Source organism: Euzebyella saccharophila, assembly GCF_014855495.1.
GTDB lineage: Bacteria > Bacteroidota > Bacteroidia > Flavobacteriales > Flavobacteriaceae > Euzebyella > Euzebyella saccharophila.
The window spans coordinates 1-19,369 of record NZ_JACYFJ010000004.1 but is presented as its reverse complement, the minus strand read 5'-3'; the positions used below and the strand labels follow the sequence as shown (position 1 = coordinate 19,369).

Here is a 19,369-nt window from a genome sequence, read left to right as displayed (position 1 = left end):
TATGGAGCCCAAGCTAAAAAACTATCTTCATTTACACCTCATTGTATTCATTTGGGGGTTTACAGCTGTTTTGGGAAAGTTGATAAGCTTAGATGCTTTGGACCTGGTCTGGTACCGGATGCTATTGGCTTCCATATTGGTATTGGCGTTTATCGTCTTTAAGAAATATAGACTTAGGGTAACCGCAAAAATGTTGGTTTCCTTGGTTTTTACCGGTATAGTTATAGCCTTGCACTGGGTAACCTTCTTTGGTGCGATCAAAGCTTCCAATGTTTCCGTGGCTCTGGCAACAATGTCTACCGGAGCTTTTTTTGCTGCTATAATAGAGCCGTTCTGGTATGGGAGAAAGGTTATTGGGTATGAAATTGTTTTTGGTGTTATTGTAATGTTGGGGCTCTATCTTATATTTCAGGTGGACACCACTAATTTGTTAGGAATTGGTTTGGCACTAATTTCCGCTCTGCTTTCTACCATTTTTTCTATGCTGAACGGCAAGCTGATACAAAAAGAGAGGCCATCGGTCATATCATTTTATGAATTGACCAGCGGAACTTTAGTATTGACCCCCTATTTAGCGTTTACCGGAAAGTTCGATGCCAATTACTTTCAAATTTCCATAAATGATCTTTTCTTTTTATTTCTCTTGGCTTCTGTTTGTACGGCCTATGCCTTTATCGCATCGGTGAAATTGTTAAAATTCATTAGCCCTTATACCGTAATGCTTACCGTTAACATGGAACCGATTTATGGCATATTGTTGGCATTTGCTATTTTTGGGGAAAGCGAAAAAATGCAACCTATGTTCTACGTAGGCGGTTTGATTATAATTAGTACCGTTGTAGCCAATGGAATCCTTAAAAACAGGAGAAGGATTGGAAAACCGGCAGTAGAATAAGCGATATATGTTATATATTTGCCCATCAAATTAAACCTATAACTACCTATATGGAATATCTCGATTTTGAACTCCCGATCAAGGAACTGGAAGAACAGCTAGATAAATGCATGGTCATTGGTGAGGAGAGCGACGTAGATGTTAGTGAAACCTGTAAGCAGATAGAAAAGAAACTGGCAGACACCAGAAAGGATATTTATAAAAACCTAACGGCTTGGCAGCGAGTACAATTGTCAAGACACCCTAATAGACCCTACACTCTTGATTACATTAAAGCCATCTGTGGCGATACTTTTCTTGAACTTCATGGAGATAGAAATGTCAAGGACGATAAGGCCATGATCGGAGGTTTGGGTAAAATTGGTGACCAGACCTTTATGTTCATCGGTCAACAAAAAGGATACAATACCAAAACCAGACAATATCGAAATTTTGGTATGGCCAACCCCGAAGGATACAGAAAAGCGTTGAGGTTGATGAAATCTGCCGAAAAATTTGGTATTCCTGTTGTTACATTCGTAGATACTCCAGGGGCCTATGCCGGTATAGAGGCAGAGGAAAGGGGCCAAGGAGAAGCCATTGCTAGAAATATCTTGGAAATGACCCGTTTACAAGTACCTATCATCGTTTTTATTATTGGTGAAGGTGCATCAGGTGGTGCATTGGGCATTGGAGTAGGAGATAAGGTATTAATGTTGGAAAATACTTGGTATTCCGTTATTTCTCCAGAATCCTGTTCTTCCATACTTTGGAGAAGTTGGGAATACAAGGAGCAGGCTGCAGAAGCTTTGAAACTTACCGCTACGGATATGAAAAAGCTTAAGCTGATCGATGAAATAGTACGTGAACCGGCGGGAGGCGCACATTCCAATAGGGGCAAAACCTTTACGACCGTAAAAAACAAAATTCTTTCACATTACAAGGCACTGGAAAAGTTATCCCCAAAGGAATTGGTGCAAACCCGTATGGATAAATATGCAGATATGGGAGTTTTTAATGGATAAAATACCATTTTATCAAGCTCAGAAAAATCTGGAGAATCATAACTCCAGATTTTTTTTGTTATCAACACAAAATCGTAACTTATTAACACCTAATTGTGGATTACCTGTGAATTATAGTTCCAGGGTTGGTACACATAATTGTATATTTTCGTAGTCATGGAAAAAATTAACCCGGTAGTGGGCCGAAAGGTAGACAAATCAACCCTCATTAGTTTGGAAAGAGGGAAAATACCACCTCAATCAGTTGATTTAGAGGAGGTTGTGCTTGGTGCTATGATGATTGACAAAAAAGGTGTGGACGAAGTTATTGATATTCTACATCCAGATGTTTTTTATAAAGATGCACATAGATTTATTTACGAAGCTATCTTTAAGCTCTTTGAAAGCTCAGAACCTATAGATTTATTAACCGTTTCGTCCCAATTGAAGCGAGATGGCAAGCTTGAGTCTATAGGAGGGGATTTTTACCTCATTAAATTGACCCAAAAAGTGGCCTCGTCGGCACATATTGAGTTTCATGCAAGAATTATTCTTCAGAAGTACATACAACGAAGTCTTATTAAAATTTCTAACGAGATTATTGAGGAGGCTTACGATGAAGGTACCGATGTTTTTGACCTTTTGGACAATGCGGAGGCCAAACTCTATGATGTTACCCAAGGAAATTTAAAGCGTTCTGCAGAAACGGCGCAAAACTTGGTAATCCAAGCCAAGAAAAAGATTGAGGAAATTTCCAATAAGGAAGGCTTAAGTGGTATTCCTTCCGGATTTGATAAGTTAGATAAATTAACTTCTGGATGGCAGCCCAGTGATTTGATTATTGTGGCCGCTAGACCGGGTATGGGTAAAACTGCGCTTACCCTTTCTATGGCAAGAAATATTGCTGTTAGTTTTGATACGCCGGTGGCCTTTTTCTCTTTGGAGATGTCCTCTGTACAGTTGATTACCCGTTTAATTTCATCGGAAACCGGATTATCTTCGGAAAAACTGCGTACCGGAAAATTGGAAAAGCATGAATGGGAGCAATTGAACGTTAAGGTAAAAGCGTTGGAGAAGGCGCCTTTATTTATAGATGACACGCCTTCCCTTTCCATTTTTGACTTACGTGCCAAGGCAAGGCGATTGGCTTCCCAGCATGGTATTCGAATGATTATCATTGATTATTTGCAGTTAATGACCGCGGGAGGTAGCCAAAAGGGAGGTAACCGTGAACAAGAAATTTCCACCATTTCCCGTAACCTGAAGGCCTTGGCCAAGGAATTGAACGTACCGGTAATTGCACTTTCACAGTTGTCCAGGGCGGTTGAAACCCGTGGCGGTAGTAAGAGACCCGTGCTTTCAGATTTGAGGGAATCCGGGGCAATTGAGCAAGATGCGGATATTGTATCCTTTATCTATAGACCGGAATACTATAAAATTGATGAATGGGATGATGAGGAAAGAAGCCCTACCCAAGGTCAAGGCGAATTTATTGTAGCCAAGCACCGTAATGGTGGTTTGGAGAATATTCGGTTGAAATTCATCGGTCAATTAGGTAAGTTCGATAATCTAGATGATTTTGATTCTCCTTTTGAATTCCAGTCAAAAATGAACGACGAGGAAGAAAATCCATTTGCAACTAAAAATTATCCAAGCGCCGATCAGGCCTTTGGTAGTTCCATGAACGATGGAGGTTCCATGCCAAGTGATGATGATGTTCCTTTTTAGAAATCCTACGGTTCATTAGTAGTCTTTAACAGATAACAAAAGGGGCAGCTGCCCCTTTTGTGGTATATTTGGGTAAATCATAATGAGCGTTTAGTGCATGATAAGGCCCATATTCATCTTTATCTTTTTCTTTTTTTACACTCTTGAGTCGGGTGCTTCTTCCATTTTAATTCCAATGGATGCAGATGGGCAGGAAAATCATCTAAAGGCCTATGGCATCACTTATTGGGTGCTTCAAAAACAACAAAAAGTACAGTGGTTATTAAATTATAGGGGAGGCTCTTTTTTGCTTCCGGATGGAGAAACCATTAGAAAGGAATGCCAGATCAGGGGAGTATCTTTTGAAATTCTTTCTGATGGTCAGGCGCAAGGTATTTTAGAGGGTATAAGCAGTCCTTCACAAAATCAGGAAGCGGTAATATTGGAAAAGGCTCCTAAAATTGCGGTGTATTCCCCAAAAGGAAACCAACCTTGGGATGATGCCGTTACCATGGTGTTGACCTTTGCTGAAATTCCCTACGTAACCGTATATGATGAAGAAGTCTTGGATGATAAATTGGCCATCTATGACTGGTTGCATTTACATCATGAGGACTTTACGGGCCAGTATGGGAAATTTTATGGAGCTTACCGCACAGCGCCTTGGTATATTGAACAAAAAAAGGAGGCGGAGGCTTTGGCCGCCAAGTTGGGATATTCCAAGGTTTCTGACCAAAAGAATGCCGTGGCGCAAAAAATTAGAAATTATGTTATTGGAGGTGGATTTATGTTTGCCATGTGTTCGGCCACCGATAGTTTTGATATAGCCCTCGCATCAGAAGGGGTCGATATTTGCGAGCCTATGTTCGATGGAGACCCTTCTACACCAAATTATCAAAGTCAATTGGATTATAAGAAAACCTTTGCCTTTAGCAATTTTACGTTGGAAAGAAGCCCATTAAAATACGAGTTCTCTTCCATTGATATGACCAGTAAAAGGGGAAATGTTCCTAAGGAATCGGATTATTTTTCGCTTATGGATTTTTCTGCGAAATGGGACCCGGTACCTACCATGCTATGTCAAAACCATACGGCCTTGGTCAAGGGGTTTATGGGGCAGACTACGGCCTTTACCCGTGAAGAAGTAAAACCCACGGTTTTGGTTCTTGGGGAAAATAAAATTAATGGCGAGGCAAGGTACGTACATGGTATTAAGGGTAAAGGCTTTTTTACTTTTTATGGTGGGCACGATCCCGAAGATTACCAACATAGGGTAGGCGACCCAAAAACAGAATTGGAACTGCACCCCAACTCTCCGGGTTACAGGCTTATTTTAAATAATGTATTGTTTCCGGCAGCAAGAAAGAAAAAGCAGAAGACCTGATTAATAACAATCCATTTTTATCTGCTTTTTATTTTGAAAGTAACTTAAATCCCTTCCTAATTCTTGGCTGCAGATGTCTTGAAGTTCATAGAGGACTTCCTTTTGCATGGCAATGGAACCACAGATCATTATGGCTCCACGTTTTTTAAGAACCTGTGCGAACAAATCCCGGTCCTTTTTAATGAGGTGCTGCACATATACTTTTTCCTCCTTTTCTCGGGAATAGGCTGTTTTAAAATGACTCAATTTTCCTCCTTGCATAGATTTTTGAATAAATTCTTTGTACAAGTTTAAAGATTGAGGCGTTCTGGCGCCCCAGTATAAATGCAATTCTTTCTTGTTGGTATTTTCTTCGATCATACCTAAAAAAGGTCCTATGCCCGTTCCCGTGGCAATAAGAATGGTCTTTTTGGAATTCTTGGGAAAGTGGAAATTTCTGTTGGGAATAACCGTAGCGGTCAACTTTTCACCATCTTCTAATTGATGCAAGTAATTGGAGCACAATCCATTCGGATGCCGGCGAATACTGACCACCAAAGAATTATCCGATAGTTTTCCAAGGGAGTACAACCGCTCCCTTTCACCTTCCTTAGGAACAACGGATAGTAAATCTCCGGAAATGGGCTTTGCTCCGTTCAAGTTTTTTAAGTTGAGCAAAAAGGTTTCGTCCGTTGGCAGCTCACTTTTATTCAATACTTTGAAGGTGGAAGACGGCAAGGTATTGCCCATAGTTTTTGGTTTCTCCAATCGCAAGTCCATTCCCTGCAATTGGCTCCATTCCGTACACCAATTTTGAAAAGCCTCGAAGGATTGGTCATTCACCGTAAAGACCTCCATGAAAGCTGTGCCGTTGTCTAATTGTGATAGGTGTTGATGCGCCTCATGTGCAAATTGGCAAAAATGAGGATAAGCCGTTGACCCAAAACCGACCGTAGTAAATTTAAAATTTTGATTTTGCGGTTTCTTTTGCAGTAGGGACAAGAATTTTTCGGCAGATGCTGGAGCTTCCCCTTGACCATAGGTGGCGGTGATAAGAATCAGCTGCTGCATACTTTTGAATCGATTGTATTCGTTCATCATCCCTAGAAAACAAGGAACTTTTCTTTCCAGTAATTTTTTCTGAAATTGTTCAGCAAATTGAAGTGTAGTACCTCCTTCGGTACCAACTAAGATTACAATTTCCGCTTGGTTTTTAGAAAACTCGTTTCTTATTTTGGTTTTAGGTCGCTTAAAATAAATGACAAAGCCGGTAATAATCAAAAAAGGAATGGCCAGACTACCTAAGCCTACAAAGATGGCCCAAAGAATGCTTCCTTCTGCCGTATGGAGCACCGTGGCCCAAGAAGATATAATCTGCACCATAGGAAATTTTTCTTCCGCCAAAATATCGCCGGTAACCTGATTGAGAAATACTTCCTTGTCCCTATATCTAATAATGTAGTAATCCTCCACAAATTCAGAAAAAGGATATTCCAAATCACGAATATCTCCTAACTGGGTATTTTTAAACAATTCAAATTCCGCGTGGGGTAGGGCAGGTTCCTCTTTAATATTGTCATAATCCACCTCCATGGAAATTGGAGTTTCCGGGATGATGTTAAATCTTAACAGGGAAAGATAGACACCTGTCAAGGCCAAAATAAAAATAGGAACAAGTGCAAATCTTGAATAGACAACATGGTGGTATTGCGAAAAATTTTCACGGACTATTGGTGAAAAAAAATGGCGGTATCCCCCTTGTCTTTTCGCAATTAGTACAATTCCTGATATGGCAATTAAAATGAGGAAAAAGGAACTAAGACCAATTAGAATTCTACCGGTAGACTTTAGAAAAAGGGACCGGTGTAGATTGGTAGCAAACTGATAAATTGCTTGTTTTTCTATGGGGTCGGCCAATTTTTCCCCGTTAAAGGGATTGACGTAGAATTCGGCGTTGGCACCGTCAATAATGGCCGATACCTTGATAAAACCATTGCGGTCTCGAGTAACGGCCAAAATTTCTTCATAGGTATCGTCTAAGGTAGTCAACACTTCTGCCAAAGAAAGTTCGTCTGCCCCGGAAATACGATAGGGCTGTACTTTATTGGAAATAGGTTCAACCGCTAGAATGACTCCTGTAATGGAGGCCATTAAAAGAAAAGCGGAAGAAATAATGGCAAAAAGTAAATGACTATATCTCCATACCGACACCATCATAATTTACTTATCTGTTGGGCACCATTCTAATGTACCTGATGTATCCCGTACCATCCACTTTGTTCTTAATAGTGGCGGAGTTGAGTTTGATTTCAGCATCTACCTCATGGTAATCTTGGTCTTCTACGGCAGATTCAAAACGTACTTTGTAGCCCGCATCCAGTTGGGATTCATCAAAAGTAAGGGAGATAATATTTCTTTCGCCGTTACCAATGGTGGCTCCGGTCAAACCATCTATATTCTCATTAGATCCGTTGCTAAAATCCCACCATTGTTTTAAGTCTGGAAACCATTCTGCATCATCACCCTGTACATATAAGGTTTTTTCGTAATTGCCTTCTGGGTTGATTAAAGAAACCACTACGTAGGCCTTTTCACCGCTGTAGTTGGTCATTTGAATCATACACTTATAACTAATATTGGGAGGTGTCATAAAGGCTGATATACTTAATAAAAGCCCTATCAAAAATAATCCCGTGGTTGATTTAAAAATAAAGTTCTTCATTATTCTAATTCAAAAAATCGATATTCACCTTGTTTTTGGCAAGTAGTTCATTTTCACTGGCCAAATCGTATGCGGTTTCACCAAATTCAGTGGTAGATGCTGCATCCGCCCCGTTATCCAATAAGAATTTTAAAATATCAGCATTGGTAGTCTTCATTGCTGCGTAGTGGATGGGCGCATTACCATCCTTGTCCTTTGCGTTGATATCCGCACCAAAATCCTTTATTTTTTTTAGAAGCTCTAAATTGTTTTTGGCTACGGCCAAATGCCAGATAGAACTATCATCACCTTGTAGTTTTTTAAAGTCAAAACCAGCCTTGCTTAGAGCGTCCACTTTTTTGGCAAAATCACGCGGCATACCTCTTGTTTCAAATAAATAAAATGCCAAAGTATTGCCTTTTTCATCAAGCACATTAACATCTGCTCCCTTTTCGATCAGATAGGAAACAACATCTATGGTATTGTTCTGTACGGCAATGGTAAGAGCCGTTTTACCTTCCTTATTAGAGTGATTAATGTTGTTCGATTTCTCCGCAAAATATTTTACGACGGCAAGTTTGTTTCGTTGAGCCGCTTTGGTCAATGCGGTATTACCTTCTTTGCTTACGGTATTTGGGTCTACACCTTTTTTGATGAAGTAATCCAATAATGAGGTATCATCCGAAGAACTAGCCAAATTATGTAAAGGTGTTTCCCCATCTTTGGTAGTGGTGTTGACTTTAAGCCCAAGACTTTCCAGATATTCAAAGAGGGCTATATTTGCTTCCCTGCTTTTACTAGCAAAAAATATGGCATTTTCACTGGTTTCGGGATTCATGGTGATTGAAACACCTCGGTCTTTAAGTTCCTTTAAAATTGCAATATTTCCTCCCTGTGAAGCATAGTGAAATACCCCATTTCCATGGTCGTCCGTACTGTTAATATCAAGACCTTTGGAAACAAAATAGTCTACCAATTTTAAATCTTTGGCCCTTCCGATAGCTACTAATAGGGCATTTTTGCTATGGTGATCCTTTTCTTTTGTAAGATCGGCGCCACCTTCCATCAATAAATCATAGACTTTCGTGTCCTGCTGTCCTGTAGCAGCAGTAAAGGATAACGGCCCATATCCATGGCTATCCTTCACATCCATTTTAGCCCCGTTTTCTATTAGATATTCGACCACTTCTAGGTTTCCTCTAGAGGCTGCCCAAAAAATGTAGGTTCTAGAATCGTGGGTGGTTTTGTTCACGTCATTTCCGTTTTCTACCAAATATTTAATGGTGCTTACCGGATTATTCCCAAAAATAGCAAAGGTAGTAGCATCAAAACCACCTCCATTCGCTTCAGTAATAGAATGGCCTGCTTTTATATTCGCTTCAATATCGGAAATAGTGGGTTGCCCTTCCCAATAGTCCCTATTTAGAAAAGTGTTTTTGGAGCGTTCCGAATGTCTTTGAGCCAAAAGTTGTAGAGGTACTAAGGCAATTACCAATACAAATAGTGAGTATTTGATTAGGTTCGTTTTCATTTCTATAGGTTTTGAAAAAGGTTAATAGATGTCATCCAAGAATATCAAAAATCAAAGCGTAAATATCGCTTATTTAGATTAATTAAAAAAGAATTTCCATGGGAAGTGCCCATGGAAATCCTAAATATTAAAAGAACTGATTTCTACCAAGCTCCAATAAAGTGACTGCCTTCAGCATTGATCAATTGGGCACCTTGGGTTACTTCGCCAGTTTCTGTGTCTACAATATAAATATGACCGTCTTTTCCAGTGGCGGAAGCGGTAAGGTAAATTTCGTTACCATCAACCGCATATCCTTGGTATTGGAACATTTCCATGTCTACCTCATATGGAATATCATCAATTCTGGTAGCGGTTTGAGTATTTAGGTCTACTAGGGCAAAGAAACTTTCCCCTCTTCCAGAAATTCCTTCAGCAGAACCATCGTGACGATAAGCTAATACAGCTTTTCCGTTGGCTGCTGGTCTCCATGCCAAAACATAGGCTCCGGTTACTCCTAAAGCATCGTCTAGATTAAAATCATAGGAATCGTCATATTGGTTGTCCGCACCTATTTTAAGAATATGTGACCCCTCTGGATCTCCCTGGTTGGCTTGGTATACGGCACCATCATACTCAAAAGAATTAATGCTACGGTACCCATTGGTGTTACCATGACCTACACTAGAACTTATGACTGTAGGATTTGAAAGTGATGGGTAATCCAATACGATGGTTTTAGAACCTAAAATTTCATAATCGCTATCGCTCTCAAAATCTGGGTTGTTTTCTTCGTCCCTTTCCAAAGTTGCAGGGTCCACTTTATTCAAACGAGCACCAATGTATAATTTGTCTCCAGCAGCGTTTAAAGTTGGCATGTCAATTCTCCCAATGTAATACCCTTGAGATTCTAGCTCTTCACCTATTGATAGTTCAAAACTTTCAAATGATTTAATGGCAGAATTAACCAAATCTAATGTCACTACACCAACCGTTTGTTGTGTGCGAACATAGGTATCGTCCGTAACTTCATCTGGAGTACCATTATCATCAACAATATGTTCCGTATCCATTCTTACGGCGCAACCAGTTTGGTCCCCGTCAAATAATTTTATCCAACGTGGAGCAGACCCTACGTAAGGAGCGATACTGATTTCCGAACCCGTGGGTTCAAAATCATTGCCTCCGTTTACAGTGTACTTGGTGTAGTTGCCACCCGTATCTCCGGCATAGCTGATGTTGAAAATGGTGCTTCCGTCTTCTGATGCCTGTAATCTGGCAGTTCTATTGGAAGGAGCTTCGAAACCATTGTTAAAGGGGTCAATCTGCACAGTAGGATCTTTTGCTTCTGTACTGGTTACGGAATAGATTAAAGTACCACCATTACCATTACCTGGTGTTTCATCCATTTTGGCGCCAGCTATGGTAATCCATCTCGTTTCCTGCTCTTCTTCCTCTTGTTCTTCTTCTTGCTCCTGCTCTTCCTGTTCAGGCTCTGGAGTAGGGGCGCTGTCATCACTACTACAAGCAGTCATAAAGCCAGCAGCCAGTAGGGCCATGGCAAATGATTTCAGATTTAAATTGGGTCGTTTCATATTATGTTCTATTTAGATATTTAAAGATTATTGATTATATAATTCAGTTTTACGTAAAAGGCCCTGCCCGGTTTTGGTACGGACAGATTATCATAAATTGCTTGGTCAAAAATGTTTTTCACATCCAGACTTACAATAAAATCTTTCTTTGGAAAAGTGTAACTAAGTCCAAAATCATGTGATAGTTGTTCTGGGATTGACCTACCTCCAACTGTATTTGTGCCTTGAGAAAATTTATAGGCAAACTCATCCGTATAGTACACATTGTAAAAAAGGTTGAGAAGGGATTTTGTTTGGATAACGTTATCAAGGCCATAGCGCAATCCACCATTCATAAAAAACAAAGGAACATTGGGCACATCGGTCTCAAAACCTTGGTTGACCGTGGTCAAGGACATTTTAGTCATGTTAAAATTAAAGCCAAGGTTATTGTTATAGGAATAGAACAATTCAAACTCAATTCCTTTGGATTCTGCGGTATTCTCTAAATTGGCAAACTGTACAAATTCGTCACTTTCCCTTAAGGCTTCGGCATTGGCCGGTAACCCTATTCTATTCTCAATATTGCGTGCAAATAGATTGGTACTAAGTGTAAGCCCATGTTTTTTAAAATTGAATTTTCCTAAACGCACACCCACATTAATATTGTCACTGGTTTCTGGTTCTATGGTGAGGTTGGGCAGCAAATTTTCTCCCGCATCCCCAAAAACCTCGTTTTCACTGGGTAGACGAATGGCTCTTTCGGCCGATAACAATAAGGTGACTTCAGGGATAAGGATGTAAGAAGAGGCAAAACCAAAACCTGTAAAGTCGATATTGCTTTCGTACACTTCCTCTACAACCTCATTGTCGTCGTTAAATACAGGTTGATTGTTTAATACTTTTTGAAGGTAATGTTTGCCAAAAGCGTTTAATTTAAACTTATTCTTAAAAGCATTTAGTTCATAGCTCAACGAAAATATGTTCTTGTAAAGATCACTTGTAGATTGGAAGGTGTTTTCCAATAGGGATACCATCTCGTCCCTATCATCTCTATCCACTCCACTATATACGTGGTTGAACAACAACTTGTGGTTTGGATTGACGGCGTATGAGAGGCCTGATCGTATGGAAGATACTTTGCGGTCTATATGCAATAGGGTTGGGCCGCCCTCATTTTGTGAGCCCCACGGATAGCTATGGTACTCGCCATCAAACCTAATCAATCTGTTACCGGTCCAGGTATAGGCATCGGCTACGGTATCGTTTACCACACGGCTGCGTTTACCGTATACTCCGTTAATATTTAATTCAAGGCCCCTGGTAAACAAATCTTTTTTTCGATAGGACAGGTTGCCCAGAATAGCGTCCGACTCTAAAAAGCGGCCCTTGTAGGGCATAACGGTTACAAAGGTACCGTGTTGCACTTCGTTATATTCATCCGAGGCGGTTACGCCCAACATAAATTGATCGGCCCAGCTTACATTGGTATATCCTAGTTGTACCATGCCCCCGGTTGATCGGTAGGCGTCGTTAAATCTTCTGGCTGTTATAGGTGTTTCAACCCCATTTGGGGCAATATCCACGATTTTGCCTCCGGAAATTTTATAATTATTATCAGAGTAATTATGAAAGGCCGATGCCTTTACCGTAAATCCGGAATTATTCAATCGGTATGCTCCATTTAAAAAGGTTTGCAAGGTGTTGAAGGATCCATAGGAAACAGAGGCGTTTAAGTTATTGCGGGCTTCTTGGCGCAGTACCACGTTAATGGCCCCACCTACGGCATCAGTAGATAAATGTCCTGGTACTACTCCCTTGTACACCTCAATGTTCTTGATCATGGAAGGAGGTATACTATTTAAGCTAAAGGAAGAACCATAGACGGAAATGGGAATACCGTCTATAAATATGCTTACAGCCCTACCGGAAAGTCCGTTTAAACTGTATTGAACATTCGAACCTAGTCCACCATTTTGCCTTATTTTAACTCCTACGGTAGCATTAAGTAGCTCATTGGTCTGTATACTTCTTAGACCGGCTTCCTCGGTCTCAATGGAGCTTACGGAAAACCCCTTGGTTTCTAGTGCTGTTTTTTCAGATTTACCTTGTACCGTTACCTCCTCTAGTTCCTCAGTGTTTTCGGTAAGGACAAAGTTGATTTCTATTTTTTGGCCTTCACCAACTTCTATGGACTTGGACAGGGTCTTAAAACCTATATAAGATGCAGTAAGGGTGTAACTGCCATTTGGAATGTTGCGGAGCGTATATTTTCCAGCAGTATCTGATTGAGCTCCTTTCCGGTTTTCTTTCAGTACAATTGTAGCGCCAAACAATAGTTCACCATTTTCTGACAGGACAGTACCGGTTATCGATGAGGTATTTTGGGCCAAACCAATATTAGATACCGAAAATAAAATAAAGGCGAAAATCCAAAACCTCACTACTGTTTTTATTTAGAATGATTAAATATAATTTGGATTGCAAAAATATATGCGACATATTTGCGAACAGTAACGAGAAAGGAAGTTTGTATAACGCAATCGGAAGTATTGTTCATTAAACCAATATATGACCGCTAAAATTGAAGCACCATGGATAAATCTTATGACTTCTGCATACTCTGAGGAAGATTTTCTTGTTCAAGAAGAAGAGTTGAATATGTGGGGCATAAAAGGTGAGTGGCGCCTTCAAGAGCTTAATGGATGTAGCATATTTGAGACTCAACTGAAACAGGAAAAGAATTCAAAACTTGGCCTAAATATTAGTAGCGAAATGGTTAAGTTGCATTTTCAGTTGGTTGGTACTCAGGTAAGCTTGGGAAAAGATGGTAATAGCAAACAATTTTTAGGGGAAGGCTATTTTAATTTTTTGAAAGTAGAGAAAGGTAAAAGGTCTTATAGATTGCGTAGTACCATCATTCATTCTTTTGAACTTCACTTTAAAAAGGAGTTTCTTCTGTCTGTAATCGGTAATTTAAACAGTAAACTAATTGGTTTTTTAAAGGATGATAAAGACGACGATTGTCTACCTTTTTGGCAACATAACCAACCATTGACAAACTATCTTTGTGAATTAATAAATAACATAAAAACCTGTTCATTGCAAGGAGCCCTTAGAAAATCCTATTTAGAGGCAAAGGTTATTGAGCTAGTTGAAGCTCTTTTTGTGAAAAAGCCAAAATGTATTTCTTTGGGTATAGTTCCTGCCAGACCCCCTAAAATTGAAGATGCATTAATGGAGAAAGTGCATATATTTTTGCAGAGAAACATGTCCAAATCCATAACCATCCCACAGCTCGCACAATTTGCAGGGGTTAATACGTCTAAGTTGAAACATGATTTTAAGCAGGCTTATGGAACTACACTCTTTAAGCACCTAACTTCTTTAAGGATGGAAAGGGCCTATCAAATGCTTTCACAAAAGGACACGACCATTGCTCATATTTCTCAAAAAGTAGGATATAAAAATCCTCAACATTTTACCGCAGCATTCAAAAAATACTACGGTTTCTTACCAAGGGAAATCAACTAATTGACTTCAATGGAACTTAGTTCAAAAGTATGGAGCTGGTATTATTGTGACAAAAGTTTCTGTAGAATACGTTCTACGCCTAAGTTATCGTTGTTGGCAGTTTTGTAATTGGCAGCTTGGAGCACATTGGGATGCGCATTTTCCATAGCGAAACTAAAATCGGCCAAGGCCAACATTTCCAGGTCATTATTATAATCACCAAAAACCATGGTCTCATGTGGTTTTACATTGTTCATCTCTTGAACCTTTTTTAAAGCGAAACCTTTGTGCGCGTTGGGGCTGGAAACATCCACCCAGTTTTCGCCGGAAACTTTTACTTTTAACTTGCCTTCTAAATGGGATACTGAGGGATAGATATATTTTTCAGAATTAACATGGTGGTAAATGGCTATTTTAAGTATTTCACCATTAAAATCAGATAAATTTTCAAGTAGTTCATATTCCGTATAATATTCTTTTAATTTATCCTCAAACTCGGTAGAATCGTTTCTAATATAGGCCTTTTGGCTTCCACATAGGACGGGATGTATATTTTCTACGGATTCAAGAATTTTTAAAACTTCTTTTTTGGATTCTTGGGAAAGGGGAGTGGAGACCAGAACTTCGTCCTTTTGTTTGGCGAACCCACCATTTTCTGCAATGACTATGATGTCATTTTTTATGGGCTCTAGCTTGTCTATAATACTATGATATTGTCTTCCGCTTGCGGCAACAAAGATGATTCCTCTTTCTTTAAGTTGTTCAAAAAGCTCAAAAAATTCATTGCTTACCTCATGATTGGAGTTGAGTAGGGTACCGTCCATATCGGTTACCACCATCTTTATTGCAGACAAATCCATAAGTTTCAATTTTGAAAACGGCAAAGGTATTTGTTATGATTGGATAATAGCTTAGTTTTAGCAAGTTTTACATTTATTTGACATACGGAAGCAAACGCTCATGAAATTTTATCAAAAACAAATAGCCTTAAAGGCGCGCGAAAGAGGTTTTCACTTGGTAACCAAGGAAGTTCTTGAGGGCTTTCCTGAAATTAGGGAGATTGAAAAAGGCATGCTTCAGGTTTTTATAAAGCATACTTCTGCCAGTCTTACCATAAATGAAAATGCGGATCCAACTGTTAGAACGGATTTTGAAAGTCACATGAACCAGATGGTACCGGAAGATGCGCCTTATTATATCCATACCTATGAAGGGCCAGATGACATGCCCGCACATATCAAAAGTTCTTTAATGGGAGCTTCAGTTCAGATTCCTATTTATAAGGGTAGGTTAAATTTAGGTGTGTGGCAAGGTATCTATCTTTGTGAGCACCGTAATGGAGCTTGGTCCAGAAACTTGGTATTAAGTGCTTTTGGGATATAAAAAAATCCGGCTCGTTAGAACCGGATTTTAAAAGTGAGATAAATTTTCTACAATTATTTTACCTTTTCAACTATAGCTTTGAATGCCTCCGGATGGTTCATGGCCAAATCTGCCAATACCTTACGGTTCAATTCAATTCCATTAGCTTTAACCTTACCCATAAATTGTGAGTAAGACATACCGTGTAATCTGGCACCAGCATTAATTCTGGTAATCCAAAGAGCACGGAAGGTTCTTTTCTTGTTTCTTCTATCGCGGTAAGCATAAAGCATTGCTTTTTCTACCGCATTTTTGGCTACTGTCCAAACGTTTTTACGTCTTCCAAAGTAACCTTTGGCTTGCTTCATTACCTTTTTTCTTCTGGCTCTAGAAGCAACTGCATTTACTGATCTTGGCATAATTTTAATTTTTTTTGTAGCAGGCGGTTAATCTGTTAATGGTCTTAAAAAATAGTCTGAGTATGATTTAAAACGATTAACTCTTAACTCTTCAATAGCCCAACTCCATGGTTAATAAATTACCTTTTTAGAACAATTATTTTAAACACAATTGTTCCTTCACACTACCCTCGTCAGATTTATGGACAAGAGTGCTGTGAGTTAATTTAAGCTTACGCTTTTTAGACTTCTTCGTAAGAATGTGGCTCTTAAAAGCGTGCTTTCTTTTGATTTTACCAGTACCGGTAAGCTTAAACCGCTTTTTAGCACTGGATTTTGTTTTTTGCTTAGGCATTTTTTCCTATTTAATTATTATCTCACTTTTCATGCTAAACGCTGCCCAAACAGTATGGGCAGCGTTCAGTTTATTTTAAATACCGGTAATTGAAACCGGTCTCATTTTTTTGTCTTAGGGGCAATGAACATGGTCATTCGCTTCCCTTCAAGTTTTGGCATTTGTTCCACTTTACCCAATTCTTCCAACTCTTGGGCCAACCTTAGAAGTAAAATTTCACCTTGGTCTTTGTAAACAATAGATCTTCCTTTAAAGAATACATATGCCTTTAATTTGGCACCGTCCTTTAAAAACTTCTCAGCATGCTTCTTTTTAAACTCGTAATCGTGATCATCCGTGTTGGGACCAAATCTAATTTCTTTAACTACAACCTTTGAAGCTTTGGCTTTCATGGCCTTTTCGCGTTTCTTTTGTTCGTAAAGAAACTTTTTATACTCCATGATTTTACACACCGGCGGTTCTGCCTTTGGTGAAATCTCTACCAAATCCAATCCCATATCTTCCGCAATTTCACGGGCTTTTCTTATGGGGTAAATACCTACTTCTACATTGTCGCCAACCAACCGGACTTCAGGAGCCTTGATTTTTTCATTGATATTATGGGGATTTTTATTCTCCCGTCTTGGTTGAGGCCTAAATCTTTTTCTTATTGCTATGACTTAATAATTTTAATTAAACTTAAATTTTCTAAAACGACTTTAAGGTACTATTTATTTCTTTAGATACCAAGTCTACGAAACTTTCAACGGAAATGGAACCTAAATCTTCACCTCCGTGCTTTCTTACGGAAATGGTATTTGCTTGTTCTTCATTTTCCCCTACGATAAGCATGAACGGTAATTTGTTCATTTCTGCTTCCCGTATTTTCTTTCCAACAGTTTCGTTCCTGTCATCAATGAGCGCGCGAATTTCGTTATTTTCTAAGGAATTTAAAACTTTTTCCGCATATTTTTCATGTTTCTCGCTCACGGGCAGTACAATAGCCTGTTCAGGAATCAGCCAAAGAGGGAAGTTCCCTCCAGTATGCTCTAGAAGTAAAGCAATAAATCTTTCCATACTGCCAAAGGGTGCGCGGTGAATCATGACCGGTCTATGTAGTTCGTTATCGCTACCCTTATAGGTAAGGTCAAAACGTTCCGGAAGGTTGTAATCTACCTGTATGGTACCCAACTGCCATTGCCTGCCTAAGGCATCCTTTACCATAAAGTCCAGTTTTGGGCCGTAAAAGGCGGCTTCACCCTGTTCAACAATAAAGTTGAGACCTTTTTCTTTTGCGGCATTGATGATGGCATTTTCAGCTTTCTCCCAATTTTCGGCCGTGCCTATGTACTTATCCAAATTATCCATATCCCTTACGGAAACCTGGGCTGTAAAGTTCTCAAAACCTAAGGAAGTCAATACATATAAAGAAAGGTCAATAACATTTTTAAACTCTTCGTCTAGCTGGTCTGGGGTACAAAAAATATGAGCGTCATCTTGGGTAAAACCTCTTACCCTGGTAAGGCCGTGTAACTCACCGCTCTGTTCGTATCTGTATACCGTGCCGAATTCGGCATATCTTTTAGGTAGTTCCCTGTAGCTATAAGGCTTTACGTTATAAATCTCACAATGGTGCGGACAGTTCATTGGTTTCAATAAAAACTCTTCGTCCTGTTTTGGTGTATGTATGGGCTGAAAACTATCTGCTCCATATTTTTCATAATGACCACTTGTAACATATAATTCTTTTTGGCCAATATGTGGTGATACTACCATTTCATAACCGGCTTTCTTCTGGGCTTTCTTTAAAAATTGCTCCAACCGTTCCCTTAGTGCGGCACCTTTTGGTAGCCATAGGGGTAGACCTTGACCAACTTTTTGGGAAAAGGTGAAAAGTTCCAGTTCCTTTCCCAACTTTCGGTGATCTCTCTTCTTGGCCTCTTCAATCATAGCCAAGTATTCCGTAAGCTCTTTTTGTTTAGGAAAGGATATACCATAAACACGAGTAAGCTGCGGTTTGTTCTCGTCACCTCTCCAATAGGCTCCGGCAACATTTAAGATTTTAAAGGCTTTTACGATTCCGGTGTTGGGTATATGGCCACCTCTACATAAATCTGTAAAAGTGTCGTGGTCGCAAAAAGTAATTGTCCCATCTTCCAGATTCTCTATCAGCTCTACCTTAAACTCATTTCCTTCTTCCTTATAATAGGTAAGAGCTTCGTTCTTGGTAACGGAACGCATTTTAAAGTCGTGTTTTCCGCGGGCTATCTCTAAGGCTTTCTTTTCAATGGTTGGGAAGTCTTTTTCGGAAACGCTGTGTTCTCCAAAATCCACATCATAATAAAAACCATTTTCAATAGCAGGACCAATTGTCAACTTAATTCCAGGGTACAGCTCTTCCAAAGCTTGGGCAAGAATGTGTGAGGAAGAATGCCAAAAGGCTTTTTTTCCCTCGGTATCGTTCCATGTATATAAGGTAAGGGAGCCGTCTTCCGTTAATGGAGTGGTTGTCTCAACCACGGTATCATTAAATTTTGCAGAAATTACATTGCGTGCCAGCCCAGAGCTTATACTTTGTGCCACATCATAAGGAGAGCTACCGCTTTCATACTCTTTTACGTTTCCGTCCGGAAGGGTTATTTTAATCATGTTTAGTTTAATAAATGCGTGCAAAGATACTATTCCCTGATTAGGCATACAATATTGATGTATTCAAATTATTGTTTCATCAAAATTGATAGGACACAGTTCGTGTGTAGGAGAAATTTTACGATTTAGTTTAAAAGGTACTTGCGTAGATAAATTTTTAGAATTATATTAGATGCCCTTTTCTAATGTAGCACTCTTAAAGTATTTGTTTTTAGGTGTTTAGGCCGATGTTTTTTTATAATCTAAAAATAATTAAAAAAAACCTTGAAAAAATAGTTGCGGGGATGGGAAATGGTGTTACATTTGCAGCCCGAAAAACAACGAAGGTTGTTGTTTTGGACGCTCATTGAAAGTTGTTTTTTTTCGTTTTTTTCCTTCGG

The 19,369-nt window shown here is 39.4% G+C and carries 16 protein-coding genes; 6 read left to right on the top strand and 10 right to left on the bottom strand.

Features of this window, described 5'->3' with window-relative positions; translation table 11 throughout:
* Position 1 precedes the first annotated feature (1 nt).
* From IL355_RS12685 to IL355_RS12670, 4 genes are all read left to right on the top strand, one after another.
* Entirely contained in the window at positions 2-895 is an 894-nt protein-coding gene (locus IL355_RS12685; protein ID WP_192462501.1) for a DMT family transporter, read from the top strand.
* A gap of 50 nt (positions 896-945) precedes the next feature.
* Positions 946-1,899 (top strand): acetyl-CoA carboxylase carboxyltransferase subunit alpha, encoded by a 954-nt coding sequence (locus IL355_RS12680; RefSeq protein ID WP_192462500.1) that lies wholly within the window; start codon positions 946-948, stop codon positions 1,897-1,899.
* A gap of 156 nt (positions 1,900-2,055) precedes the next feature.
* The gene (gene dnaB / locus IL355_RS12675) at positions 2,056-3,606 is read left to right on the top strand and encodes a replicative DNA helicase (protein ID WP_192462499.1); all 1,551 of its coding nucleotides are present in this window, start codon (positions 2,056-2,058) and stop codon (positions 3,604-3,606) included.
* Positions 3,607-3,703: 97 nt separating this feature from the next.
* A complete protein-coding gene (locus IL355_RS12670; protein WP_192462498.1) occupies positions 3,704-4,969 on the top strand; it encodes an asparagine synthetase B in 1,266 nt (421 codons plus the stop codon).
* On the opposite strand, the gene IL355_RS12665 is transcribed toward IL355_RS12670, so the two are convergent.
* From IL355_RS12665 to IL355_RS12645, 5 genes are all read right to left on the bottom strand, one after another.
* The gene (locus tag IL355_RS12665; RefSeq protein WP_225621230.1) at positions 4,970-7,165 is read right to left on the bottom strand and encodes a PepSY domain-containing protein; all 2,196 of its coding nucleotides are present in this window, start codon (positions 7,163-7,165) and stop codon (positions 4,970-4,972) included.
* Positions 7,166-7,172: 7 nt separating this feature from the next.
* The gene (locus IL355_RS12660) at positions 7,173-7,670 is read right to left on the bottom strand and encodes a DUF2271 domain-containing protein (RefSeq protein ID WP_192462497.1); all 498 of its coding nucleotides are present in this window, start codon (positions 7,668-7,670) and stop codon (positions 7,173-7,175) included.
* Positions 7,671-7,674: 4 nt separating this feature from the next.
* A complete protein-coding gene (locus tag IL355_RS12655; RefSeq protein WP_192462496.1) occupies positions 7,675-9,180 on the bottom strand; it encodes an ankyrin repeat domain-containing protein in 1,506 nt (501 codons plus the stop codon).
* Positions 9,181-9,323: 143 nt separating this feature from the next.
* On the bottom strand, positions 9,324-10,754 hold the full coding sequence (locus tag IL355_RS12650) for a hypothetical protein (RefSeq protein WP_192462495.1): 1,431 nt from the start codon (positions 10,752-10,754) through the stop codon (positions 9,324-9,326).
* A 20-nt stretch (positions 10,755-10,774) separates the two neighbouring features.
* On the bottom strand, positions 10,775-13,177 hold the full coding sequence (locus tag IL355_RS12645) for a TonB-dependent receptor (RefSeq protein WP_317175497.1): 2,403 nt from the start codon (positions 13,175-13,177) through the stop codon (positions 10,775-10,777).
* Between the two features lie 127 nt (positions 13,178-13,304).
* On the opposite strand from IL355_RS12645, the gene IL355_RS12640 reads away from it, so the two are divergent.
* A complete protein-coding gene (locus IL355_RS12640) occupies positions 13,305-14,267 on the top strand; it encodes a helix-turn-helix transcriptional regulator (protein WP_192462494.1) in 963 nt (320 codons plus the stop codon).
* A gap of 41 nt (positions 14,268-14,308) precedes the next feature.
* Here IL355_RS12640 and IL355_RS12635 read toward each other — a convergent pair whose 3' ends face one another.
* A complete protein-coding gene (locus IL355_RS12635) occupies positions 14,309-15,106 on the bottom strand; it encodes an HAD family hydrolase (protein ID WP_192462493.1) in 798 nt (265 codons plus the stop codon).
* A gap of 100 nt (positions 15,107-15,206) precedes the next feature.
* Here IL355_RS12635 and IL355_RS12630 point away from each other — a divergent pair, with 100 nt between their 5' ends.
* Positions 15,207-15,629, top strand: coding sequence for a secondary thiamine-phosphate synthase enzyme YjbQ (locus IL355_RS12630; protein WP_192462492.1), 423 nt, complete (start codon positions 15,207-15,209; stop codon positions 15,627-15,629).
* 53 nt (positions 15,630-15,682) lie between these two features.
* Here IL355_RS12630 and rplT read toward each other — a convergent pair whose 3' ends face one another.
* The 4 genes from rplT to thrS form a co-directional block, all read right to left on the bottom strand.
* Positions 15,683-16,027 carry a 50S ribosomal protein L20 gene (gene rplT / locus IL355_RS12625; RefSeq protein ID WP_121849576.1) on the bottom strand — a complete coding sequence of 115 codons (345 nt, stop codon included), beginning with the start codon at positions 16,025-16,027 and terminating at the stop codon, positions 15,683-15,685.
* Between the two features lie 136 nt (positions 16,028-16,163).
* Complete coding sequence (gene rpmI / locus IL355_RS12620; RefSeq protein WP_121849575.1) at positions 16,164-16,361, bottom strand: 50S ribosomal protein L35; 198 nt, start codon at positions 16,359-16,361, stop codon at positions 16,164-16,166.
* A gap of 101 nt (positions 16,362-16,462) precedes the next feature.
* On the bottom strand, positions 16,463-17,011 hold the full coding sequence (infC, locus tag IL355_RS12615) for a translation initiation factor IF-3 (RefSeq protein ID WP_317175498.1): 549 nt from the start codon (positions 17,009-17,011) through the stop codon (positions 16,463-16,465).
* 37 nt (positions 17,012-17,048) lie between these two features.
* Entirely contained in the window at positions 17,049-18,989 is a 1,941-nt protein-coding gene (gene thrS / locus IL355_RS12610; RefSeq protein WP_192462491.1) for a threonine--tRNA ligase, read from the bottom strand.
* Between the last annotated feature and the right edge of the window lie 380 nt (positions 18,990-19,369).

What these genes read in the sequence shown, in the direction of transcription:
- IL355_RS12685 (WP_192462501.1), top strand. Translation starts at nt 2, where the DNA reads ATGGAGCCCAAGCTAAAAAACTATCTTCATTTACACCTCATTGTATTC.
- IL355_RS12680 (WP_192462500.1), top strand. Translation starts at nt 946, where the DNA reads ATGGAATATCTCGATTTTGAACTCCCGATCAAGGAACTGGAAGAACAG.
- dnaB (WP_192462499.1), top strand. Translation starts at nt 2,056, where the DNA reads ATGGAAAAAATTAACCCGGTAGTGGGCCGAAAGGTAGACAAATCAACC.
- IL355_RS12670 (WP_192462498.1), top strand. Translation starts at nt 3,704, where the DNA reads ATGATAAGGCCCATATTCATCTTTATCTTTTTCTTTTTTTACACTCTT.
- IL355_RS12665 (WP_225621230.1), bottom strand. Translation starts at nt 7,165, where the DNA reads ATGATGGTGTCGGTATGGAGATATAGTCATTTACTTTTTGCCATTATT.
- IL355_RS12660 (WP_192462497.1), bottom strand. Translation starts at nt 7,670, where the DNA reads ATGAAGAACTTTATTTTTAAATCAACCACGGGATTATTTTTGATAGGG.
- IL355_RS12655 (WP_192462496.1), bottom strand. Translation starts at nt 9,180, where the DNA reads ATGAAAACGAACCTAATCAAATACTCACTATTTGTATTGGTAATTGCC.
- IL355_RS12650 (WP_192462495.1), bottom strand. Translation starts at nt 10,754, where the DNA reads ATGAAACGACCCAATTTAAATCTGAAATCATTTGCCATGGCCCTACTG.
- IL355_RS12640 (WP_192462494.1), top strand. Translation starts at nt 13,305, where the DNA reads ATGACCGCTAAAATTGAAGCACCATGGATAAATCTTATGACTTCTGCA.
- IL355_RS12635 (WP_192462493.1), bottom strand. Translation starts at nt 15,106, where the DNA reads ATGGATTTGTCTGCAATAAAGATGGTGGTAACCGATATGGACGGTACC.
- IL355_RS12630 (WP_192462492.1), top strand. Translation starts at nt 15,207, where the DNA reads ATGAAATTTTATCAAAAACAAATAGCCTTAAAGGCGCGCGAAAGAGGT.
- rplT (WP_121849576.1), bottom strand. Translation starts at nt 16,027, where the DNA reads ATGCCAAGATCAGTAAATGCAGTTGCTTCTAGAGCCAGAAGAAAAAAG.
- rpmI (WP_121849575.1), bottom strand. Translation starts at nt 16,361, where the DNA reads ATGCCTAAGCAAAAAACAAAATCCAGTGCTAAAAAGCGGTTTAAGCTT.
- thrS (WP_192462491.1), bottom strand. Translation starts at nt 18,989, where the DNA reads ATGATTAAAATAACCCTTCCGGACGGAAACGTAAAAGAGTATGAAAGC.